Below are 9468 nucleotides of genomic sequence, written 5' to 3' on the forward strand. Positions count from 1 at the left end.
CCTCCAGTGTTGGAGCTTCGCTACTTGTGCCCCATGCAGCCCCCGGTCCCTCCCGTCGCGCAATTATAGCAGGGATGGGACGACCTGACACGGGTGGAAGTACAAGGCCGCCGCGCCGGAGCGGCTTGTTGGGGCGCGACCATAAGGGTTCGCGCCCCGCGGTGCCTACGCGGCAGCCCGCTCGATCACGACGGGAACCGGGCGGCAGACCGTGTTGCACACCGGAGATTGGGTCCGCGCCACGTCCAACAGATCTTCCAACATCTCGTCGGAGCAATCCGCCTCGATCTTCATGAGAATGCGGATTTGTTCGTAACCCGGGGACACGCTCTCATCGAGTCCAAGCATCCCTCGCATGTCGATCTCCCCTTCGAGCTTCGTCGAGAGATGCCGGATCGTGATACCGCGTGCCGCCGCGTGCAACACCAGCGTGGTGGTGGCGCATCCCGCCATGGCGTGCAGGAGAAACTCCACTGGGTTGGCGCCCTCGTTGTCGCCGAGCAGCACCGGCGGCTCTCCGTTCGTGAACTCGAACGGTTCCTTCCGTGAGTCGTCCTCAGACCCGCTCCGTAGAAGTCGCGAATGGTGGAGCGGTTCGTGCCGCCGCTGATCCACGTATTGGCGGCTCGGAACTGGAACCTAGCCAAGCCCGGATCGGCCTTGATGGCATCAATCGTCTCGAACGCTGCCTGTACATCGAGGCCATTGACCGTGACCGGCTGTGTCATTGCTTGTTGCGTGCTCATATTCTTCCTCCTGGAATTTCGCCATCCGCACCCGTGCGGCGGCTCCTGGAGCTAAAGGTAGAGAACGCCGCTCCTCGCCCTCAGATCGTTTTTCGTCAAAAAGGGTCGATTCGTGCCAAGATCGGCCCATGAACGAGACCGTTTCCGTCGAAGCCCTCATTGTCGCCGTGCCCGAAACCGCGGGCTCCGCGCTTTACGGCATGATCGACGTCCTATCGTCCGCCGGCTCGCTCTGGCAGCAATTGGCGGGCGCAGAACCACAGCGGCAAACGATCCATGTCCGGATCGTTTCGCCATCGAAGGCCCCGTTCACCTGCGGACACAGGATTCCGGTCCAGCCCGATCTCAGTATCGAAGACGACCCCCGCGCCGATATCGTTATCTTGCCGGAGCTGTGGCTTGCGCCCGACGATGACATGGCAGGCCGGTATCCATCGCTGCTGGCGTGGGTCCGCGAGCGCTACCGTGACGGCAGCACCATCTACTCGGCCTGCTCGGGATCGGTGATGCTGGCCGCGACGGGTCTCCTGGACAACAGGGACGCCACCTCGCACTGGGGCTACGCGGATTTGTTCCGGACCCGATTCCCACAGGTCCGGTTCCGGCCGGAACCCGCGCTGGTGTTCGCCGACCCTGCAGGCCGCATCGTAACCGCCGGCGGCACCACGTCGTGGCACGACCTCGCGCTGCACATCATCGCGCGGCATATGAGTCCCGGCGAGGCTTTGCGCATTGCCAAGGTCTACCTGCTCAAATGGCACAGCGAGGGGCAGTTGCCTTATGCCGCGCTGGTGCGGGCGCAGCCGCATGCGGATTCGGTCGTACGGACCTGCGAGCAGTGGCTCGCCGAGCACTATCGCGACGCCGACGCCGTAGCCAAGGCCGTTACCATCGCCGGTATCCCCGAGCGCAGCGTCAAGCGGCGCTTCAAGGCCGCGACCGGTACAACGCTGATCGGCTATGTGCAGAACTTACGTGTGGAGGAGGCCAAGCGGCGCCTCGAGACCGAGGACGTTCCGTTCGAGACCATCGCTGCCGATCTCGGCTACGAGAACCTCCCCTTCTTCCGCAAACTGTTCAAGCGCTCGACCGGACTGACGCCCGGTCAGTATCGGAAAATGTTCCGGCCTTTCGTTTCTGCGGCGGAACCCGCGCTGCCTTCGCCCTAAGCGGGGGCGTGCTTGTAGAAGTCCTCGATCTTCTCAACCAGGATCCGCCAGGCCTCGTGCTCGCGCGGGCCCGCCGTCTTCTCCACGGCGATCTGGAGATAGGCGAGCTCCTGCTCGATCTTCTCGCGCGGCAGCATCTTGAGGCGGCTGGCGAGGATCGCCGTCTCGATGACCGCGGCCTGCGCGCGGTTGAAGCCCCTGAAGGGCGCGTGAATGGCTTCATGCACGATCCGGCAATGGAAGCGCGGGCGCAGCTCGTCCTCCTCCACGCGCTCGACGGCGAGCTCCGCATGGGCCAGCGACCCATCGAGCACGGCGCCGGGGATTTCGGCGGCGCTACGCGTCGGCCAGTCCTTGTTGCCGGTGAGACAGCCGGCGAAGACCAGCACGTCGTCGGTGAAATTCGCCACGGCGAACGGCGTGGTGCGCAGATTGTCCAGCGTGGCCGAGGGCCGGAACGGGGCGATGATCCAGCCGTCGCCGTCCTCGATGAGGCCGAGCGGGGCGATATGCACCCTGCCCTCCTCACCCAGCGTGGTGACGATGCATTCGCGGATCATCGGCATGGGGCAATCCTTCCCGGCGTCATGAGGCCTTGCTCGCCTTCTTCTTCTTTTTCGCAAGCAGCGTGTGTCCGGCATCCTTCAGCCGGGTTCTGTCGTCGATCGGGGAATCGGCGGCGACGCCCAATCGAGCGGCTCGTCTGAGCGTAACGCTTGCCGAGGCGCCAAGCGATCTCGGCCTTGGTCAACTCAGCGGCCAGATAGAAGGCGTGCGGCGCGTCCTCGTCGATCCCCAGTTTCGGAAACAGCTCGAACACGTCCTGCGCGACGTGGTGGCCGTCCCGGTTGTAGATGTGCACGCCATCCTCGCCGACCTCGATGCGATAATTCTTGTCGCGCACGGCGGCGGCGTTCTCGCCGATCTCCTCTGGCGTCTGCGGAAAGGGCCGCTTGTCGTGGAGGCCGAGCAGCTGGTCCGTGTACCCTTTCGGCAGCTCGGCGTCGGCGCGGGAGGCGAACATCATGCGCCGTGCGATGTCGTGCTCCTCGTAGGTCCGCCGTGTATGCGGACTGACCTGCACCACCAGCACGTTCTTGATCCCGAGCTCGGACGCGATGCCGATCAACACGGCGGTGATCCCCGTGGTATCGGCGTCGGTCAGCTCGGTGAGATTGCCGGTGCCGAGGAGAATATCGACGTCCGGCCGCTCCCGGCGAAGCTGCGCATAGCGTTCGAGAGACTGCATGAAGCCGAAATTGATTGGATCGAGCACGGGGTCGGCGAGATATGGCAGTCCCTTGGCGTCGAGCGCGTCCATCGCCCGGTTGAGCGAGGCCATGTCGCCATGGTCCTTGGGGATGAGGACCGGGACGGATGCGACCTCGTCGGCGATGTGGAGCGTGGATTCGTTGAGGCTCAGCAGATAGTCGGCGCCCGCCCTGCCGCCACGCAGTAGCTCGTCCGGGTCCGCGGAGTCGATGCTGACCTTGTAGCCGTGCTTCTTGAGCGCGCCCACCGCCTCTTCGAGATGGGGAAACGGCGTATCGGGCAGGCACCCCAGGTCGATCACGTTCGCGCCCTTGTGGGAGTATTCCTCGGCGCGCTCGAGGATTTCCTCGATGCTCAGGGTCGTGGCATCGATGATCTCCGCGAAGATTTGGATGTCGTATTGCGTCATGTCGGAGGCTTTGCGCGCACGGCCAAAGTAGGTCGGGATATCCTTGACCTCGTCCGGTCCGCGCACGACCGGCACCCCGTAATGCGCGCTCAGCCGGTCGAGATCGGCGCGGCAGCGGCCGGGCAGCATGATCTTCTCCGCAGCGCCCGCCGACTCCAGCCGGCGCAGGATGATCTCCTCGGTCATCAGCGCCGCGACCTTCACGCCGATATCGCACACCTTCCAGTCGAACTCCGCGTCCATGCTGTCGAGCACGGCTTCCAGGCGAGGCTGCGCCAGATGTCCGGTCAGAAACAGAATGTTCTCGGCCATGGTCTTCAGCCTATTCGATCAGAAGTCCGGCGTGCGCCGCGTCGCCGGCGAGCACCTCGGCCAGCGCCTGCTGATCGCCTTGGCCGAACATCGCCGCGCGGCGCCCGTGTCGGCGAGCATGGCCGGGAAGGCTTCGTCCACCACGCCTTCGGCCACAAGGGTGTGCGCGCTTCTCGTGCCGCGCACTGCTGCGACCGACTTTATGAGGTAGCAGTGCTCGGCGCCGAGCTTGCCGGCAAGCCAAAGCGCCAGGCTGTCGGAGGTCAGCCGCCAGGTGGCCTCGATATCGGTGCGTTCGGCGATCACGCCGATGGCGCCCAGACCGCGACGAGACCGCGGCCGAGGATTGCGCGCAAGGCCTCTTCCGCGGTGCCCACTTCGAAGCCGGGGCGGACGCCCGCGACGGCCCAGGCAAGCTGGTCCATGGCCAGCAACGCCATGCGATGGGCGGATGCCTCGCCGAATCCAAGCTGCTGCTGGCAGCTGCGCACTTCGTCGGCGAGCGCCCTCCCCCCGGCACGATCACCACGGGGATATCGGCGCCGGCAATGACCTCGAGCCAGGAGGCAAGCGCGCCTGAACGGACGACGCTGCCGCCAAGCTTGACCACGATGAGGACGGGGGGTCGACGCGCGCGAGACGGACGCGGCTCCTTGCAGCGCGGCGTCCATCTCAGTCCTCCCGCTTCCTCCGGACGATCTCGACGCCGACGGCGCCGGGGTCCTTGTCGAGCTTCTCGATGACAACCTTGACCCAGGCCGTGCGCGGATGGGCCAGGCAATGCCGCGCCACCTCCTCGGCCAGGGTCTCCACCAAATTGATGTGTCCCCGGGCGATGATCTCTTTGATGCCGTTGATGACATAGTCGTAGTCGAGGGTGCGCGCGATGTCGTCATCGAGAGCGCCCGTGCTCGGCGCGACGTCGATGTCGACGGAGAAGCGCACGCGCTGCGTCACGCCTTTCTCGTTATGGTGCACCCCGATCTCCACATCGAGCACGTAATCGTGCACGAAAATCCGGTCAGGGTGTCGCCCGTTTCGCGCGTGGAGGACACGCGTCCCAGTCGCTGTTCCATCATTCGCTCCGGTCCTGTCGAGGCTTACGGCCTTGCCGAAGCTGCACAGAGCGGCGGCGTGCGGCTCCTGGAAACGCTGCTCGTCGGCCTGAGCCGCCGGGATCAAGGCCCGGATCCGACGGCAGGCTTGCGGATCGAGGCCGCGCTCCCGCACCCCGTCGCGGCACAGCGCGCCGCGAAAGCCGATCACGTCGGGCTCAAGCGCGAGCAGCGGCGCCACATGGGAGGCCCGCAGAGACCCGGCAACGCCGACCATGAGGCCCGCGCAGCGCCCCGCCTCCACGAAGCGCGCGATGTCATCCATGGCCATATGGTCGGGGAGCGCGCCCGTCCCCTTGCCGGCGGTGTCGAGCATCAGTCCCCGTGCGCCCGCGGCGATCGCCGCCGCGACCGGATCGAAGGCCGGCATAGCGTCGGCGAAGAACACGAGGATCAGCCCCGTGCGCAGGTCAAGCGCACGCAAAGCGGCAAAACAGCCTTGCGGATCGCCGCCGGGGAGAATGCCGAGCTTCACATCGTCAACGCCCAAGGCCGCTGTCGCCGCCACCGCTTGCGCAACGCTGGCCGGCTCCATGGGGAGATCGCCCACCGTGGCGCTCGCCGGCGCGCGGCGCGCGATTTCCGCCACACACGCCTCGACAATCTCCGGCGCGACAGCGCCGAGTGCGCCCTGCGCCGGGTCCTTGAGATCGACGATATCGGCGCCCGCGGCGAGGACCGTCTCCGCCTCTGCGGGGTCGCGCACGCTGGCAAGAAACCGGGTCATGACTGTCTTTGGCAGGCGCCGGCAATCCGCATCAGCGGAACAGCCAATCGAGCATGCCGGGGCTACCGCCGCCGCCACCACCGCTGCGGCGTTGCGTTCTCTGGCGGCTTCGGCTCTGGCCGCCGAAAAACCCGTCGTCCTGGCGGCGGGCCACAGGGGCGGATTGACGAACCTTGCGCAAGCAACCTCGTTGGAATGGCCGTCCGGATCGGTCACCACGACCGAAACGGCCTGCCAGGTCCAGGTGGCGGGTTTCGACCCCCAACGCTCCGGCTCGATGGAGACGATCTTGTTGGCGCGGGTATCGATAATGGCCACATATTCCAGGTCGCCGTCCTCGCCGACACTGCCGGCGTAGTATTTCAGCAACCCGATGCCGGACAGGGCGCCGCGCATCAGCTTCCATTCCAGGATCTTGGGCTGACCCTTGCCGAACATCTCGATCTCGGCGCGCAGGCCGCGGTAGTCCGGGTTGGTGGCGATGTAGCGGTCGGGCGACGGCTCGCTGACGACCCAGCCGTCGACGGGCTCGCCGAGCGGCTGGCCGGTCTCCGCCGGCAGCTCTTGATCGAGACGGACGAGCGCGGCGCGGGATTCGACCTGGAACGGGTCCTTGGTCAGGGCCTTTTGATAATCGTAGATGGCGTCGCCGACGCGCTCCTCCGCCTCGTAAATGTTGCCGCGGATGCGCAAGGCGAGCGGATCGCCAAGGCTTAGGAGAAGCGCCTGGTTGACGTCGGTCAACGCTTCAGCCGGCGCGTCCTGCTTCAACTTCGCCTCGGCGCGCATGGCGAAGGCCTTGGCGTTCTTAGGATCCATCTCGATGGCGCGATTGTAATCGCCGATGGCGTCGTCGTAGCGGTTGTTCTTGGCGAACAGCACGCCGCGCTCCACGTAAGCTTCGATCAAATTGGGGTCGAGTTCGAGCGCCCGGTCGAAGTCGGCAATCGCTTCGCGGAACTGATTCTCGGCGGCGTAGGCTTCGGCGCGCAGCAGCACGAGCTTGGGCTGCGGCCGGTCGGGCTCCAGATCGAGCGCTTGGGTGGCGTCCTCCGCCGCTTCGCCGTAATTGCCGAGGGCGAAATTGGCTTCGGCGCGGTTGCGGTACGCGGCGGCATATTTCTGGTCGAGCTCGATGGCACGGGTCAGGTCGCGTATGGCCGCGTGATAGCGGTCGAGTTCGGTGTGCGTGCGTCCGCGCCCATTGAAGGGTGCAGGGCTCTTCGGCAAAAGCGTCGTGGCGTTGCGGAAAGACTGGAACGCGGCGTCATAGTCATGCAGGGCGGCATAGGCGTTGCCGCGGTTGTTATAGGCGGCGCCGTAGGACGGCTGAAGCTGAATAGCGCGGTCGAAGTCCTTGATGGCCTCCTCAGGATGCCCGAGATCCATCAGCGCGTTGCCACGGTTGTTGTAGACGGTGGCGCTTTCCGGCGAGAGCTGAATGGATTCGTTGAGTCGTCGACCGCTTCCCGAGTCTGCTTCATGCGCCATTTGGCGACGCCGCGATCGCTGTAGATGCTGGCCTGGACGAATTTGGAAACGTCCGGCGTGGCCAAGGCCTCGTCATAGAGGGAGACCGCGCGCTCGAACTGCCCCCGGATCATGGCCGCGGCGCCTTCGCGGGCGCGCAGCAGAACCTGATCCTCGGCCTGGGCCGCGCCCAGTACTGCGACAGCGGCGGCCAACCCGGCGGCAAGCGTCAGACAAATTTTCGCGCGAAAGGATGCCATGGCGGCGTCGGCTCGGCCTCTTCGATAGGGCTGCTACCCTTCATGTCCCCCATAACCTCGGAGTGTGTCAATAAACGGTCGCGCCCCGCCTTGGGAGCCATCCACAGGCTGCGGTCAGCCCTGCGCCCGGTCCCTTTCCAGGCCCCGAAAGACCTGCGGCAGCATCTCCGGCAGATCCTCGGCGATCAGCCCCGGCCCGAAGATCCTGGCCGCCTGGCCGTGCATCCAAACGGCCGCGCTTGCCCCGAGAAATCCGCTCATGCCCTGGGCCAGCAGCCCGAGAACCATGCCCCCCAACACATCGCCGGACCCTGCCGTGGCGAGCCACGGGGTGCCGTTGGCGTCGATGACCGCCTGCGTCCGGCGCCGCGACGGTATCCGCGCCTTTGAGCACCACGGTCGCGCGGCCCGAGACGCGGCGGCGCGGGCTTTCTCGACCTTCGAGTCTCCCGCAACATCGCCGAACAGGCGGGCGAACTCGCCCTCATGCGGGGTCATCACCACGGGCGCTTCACGCGCACGGATCGCCTCGAACAGCGCCTCCTTGTCGTCCGCGAACGATGTCAGCGCGTCGGCGTCGAGCACCACAGCCGGTCCCGCCTTGAGGGCCACGAGCACCATGGCCCTCGTCTCTTCGCCGACACCATGGGCCGGACCGATGAGAAAGGCATTCTTGCGCGGATCGGCAAGCAGCGCGGCGATGCCTTGGGGGCCGTCCGCCTCGCGCACCATGATCGCGGTGAGTTGTGCCGCATTCACGGCGAGCGCGTTGCGCGGCGAGGCGACGGTGACGAGCCCTGCGCCGGCCCTCAGCGCACCACGCGCGGCCAACCGCGCCGCGCCGGTCGCGTCCATGGGACCGGAGGCGACCAGTGCGTGACCGCGCAGATATTTTGTGCCCCTCCTCCGTGGGCCAGGGAAACGCGGGAAGCCACAAGCCGGGCTCATTGGCGAAGGTGTCAGGCTCGGTTTCAAGAACGGCGCCGGGATGCCGATATCGACGACGCGCACGGCACCGCAGTAAAGCCTGCCCGGCAGCAAGAGATGCCCAGACTTGCGCCGGAAGAAGGTGACCGTTGCGGAGGCACCTATGGCCGTACCGCGGACGGCGCCGGTCGTGCCGTCGATGCCGCTCGGCACGTCGATGGCGATGATCGGCGCCCCGCATTCGTTGGCTTGGTCGATCAGCGCGGCAAGCTTGCCTTCGATCGGCCGCGCAAGCCCTGCCCCGAACAGCCCATCCACGATCACTTCGGCATCGGCAAGCAGATCGGGGCCGAGCGGTCCGACGGCGCCCTTGAACCGTGCCGCCATGTGAGCGGCATCGGCCGGGAGCTTGGCCGGGTCGCCATCGAAGCCGAGGCGCACGCGATAACCGCGCTCCAGGAGATGCCGCGCCGCGACGAAACCGTCGCCGCCGTTGTTGCCGGGACCGCACAGCAACGCGACCGTCGAGGCATCGGGAAACCGCGCCGAAATCTCATCGGCGACGCCGCGGCCCGCATTCTCCATGAGCACCGCACCGGGCACGCCGCCCTCGATGGTGATGCGGTCGGCGCGTCCCATTTCCTCCGCGGTCAACAGCTCATGCATGGCTTTGCCTTCCGCCGATGCGTTCGGGTCCGACGCATTTCTGCACGAATATTAGGCGCGCCGCCTATATAGTGGGCACTCGTCCAATTCATTTCGCCTTCACAATTTGCGATTAGGCGATATGGTGCTGGAATCATTTGAAAAACTTTCGCACATAAAGTTGGCACATTGCGTGCTTTGGCTGGCGCGTAGTGCTTTTAATTAGCGGCGCGACTTCGCGGCGAAGGGCTGCTGTGCGTTGCTGGGAGGTATCACGAAGAATGAAAAAGATTGAAGCGATCATCAAGCCCTTCAAGCTCGACGAGGTGAAGGAAGCCCTGCAAGAGATTGGGCTACAGGGCATCACTGTAACCGAGGCCAAGGGGTTCGGCCGGCAAAGGGGCACGACCGAACTT

The 9468-nt window shown here is 65.8% G+C and carries 10 protein-coding genes; 2 read left to right on the top strand and 8 right to left on the bottom strand.

The genetic code is table 11. From position 1 onward, the window contains the following. Positions 1–165 precede the first annotated feature (165 nt). Positions 166–507 (bottom strand): OsmC family protein, encoded by a 342-nt coding sequence (locus AUC71_RS20455; protein WP_204376758.1) that lies wholly within the window; start codon positions 505–507, stop codon positions 166–168. A 367-nt stretch (positions 508–874) separates the two neighbouring features. Between AUC71_RS20455 and AUC71_RS15515 the strand changes: the two genes are divergently transcribed. Further along, positions 875–1915, top strand: coding sequence for a GlxA family transcriptional regulator (locus tag AUC71_RS15515; RefSeq protein WP_069624971.1), 1041 nt, complete (start codon positions 875–877; stop codon positions 1913–1915). Here AUC71_RS15515 and AUC71_RS15520 read toward each other — a convergent pair. The 7 genes from AUC71_RS15520 to AUC71_RS15550 form a co-directional block, all read right to left on the bottom strand. Then, complete coding sequence (locus AUC71_RS15520) at positions 1912–2481, bottom strand: DUF447 domain-containing protein (RefSeq protein ID WP_069624972.1); 570 nt, start codon at positions 2479–2481, stop codon at positions 1912–1914. The two genes, AUC71_RS15515 and AUC71_RS15520, sit on opposite strands and share 4 nt — an antisense overlap. Further along, positions 2472–3908: a DUF6513 domain-containing protein gene (locus AUC71_RS15525; protein ID WP_244501004.1), complete on the bottom strand. Its 1437-nt coding sequence runs from the start codon at positions 3906–3908 to the stop codon at positions 2472–2474. Before AUC71_RS15525 ends, AUC71_RS15520 begins: the two co-directional genes overlap by 10 nt. Positions 3909–3926: 18 nt before the next feature. After that, entirely contained in the window at positions 3927–4214 is a 288-nt protein-coding gene (locus tag AUC71_RS15530) for an amino acid kinase family protein (RefSeq protein ID WP_069624973.1), read from the bottom strand. Further along, positions 4211–4399 carry an amino acid kinase family protein gene (locus AUC71_RS15535; RefSeq protein WP_069624974.1) on the bottom strand — a complete coding sequence of 63 codons (189 nt, stop codon included), beginning with the start codon at positions 4397–4399 and terminating at the stop codon, positions 4211–4213. Before AUC71_RS15535 ends, AUC71_RS15530 begins: the two co-directional genes overlap by 4 nt. Before the next feature lie 181 nt (positions 4400–4580). Beyond that, complete coding sequence (locus AUC71_RS15540; protein WP_069624975.1) at positions 4581–7139, bottom strand: (5-formylfuran-3-yl)methyl phosphate synthase; 2559 nt, start codon at positions 7137–7139, stop codon at positions 4581–4583. Beyond that, a complete protein-coding gene (locus tag AUC71_RS19820) occupies positions 7139–7480 on the bottom strand; it encodes a hypothetical protein (RefSeq protein WP_069624976.1) in 342 nt (113 codons plus the stop codon). Before AUC71_RS19820 ends, AUC71_RS15540 begins: the two co-directional genes overlap by 1 nt. 114 nt (positions 7481–7594) lie before the next feature. Then, positions 7595–9073 (bottom strand): bifunctional ADP-dependent NAD(P)H-hydrate dehydratase/NAD(P)H-hydrate epimerase, encoded by a 1479-nt coding sequence (locus AUC71_RS15550; protein WP_069624977.1) that lies wholly within the window; start codon positions 9071–9073, stop codon positions 7595–7597. A 260-nt stretch (positions 9074–9333) separates the two neighbouring features. Here AUC71_RS15550 and AUC71_RS15555 point away from each other — a divergent pair. Then, positions 9334–9468, top strand: a 135-nt coding sequence (locus AUC71_RS15555; RefSeq protein WP_141701764.1) for a P-II family nitrogen regulator, incomplete at its 3' end; no start/stop codon positions are given.

This window comes from Methyloceanibacter marginalis (assembly GCF_001723295.1).
In the GTDB taxonomy this organism is placed as follows: Bacteria; Pseudomonadota; Alphaproteobacteria; order Rhizobiales; family Methyloligellaceae; genus Methyloceanibacter; species Methyloceanibacter marginalis.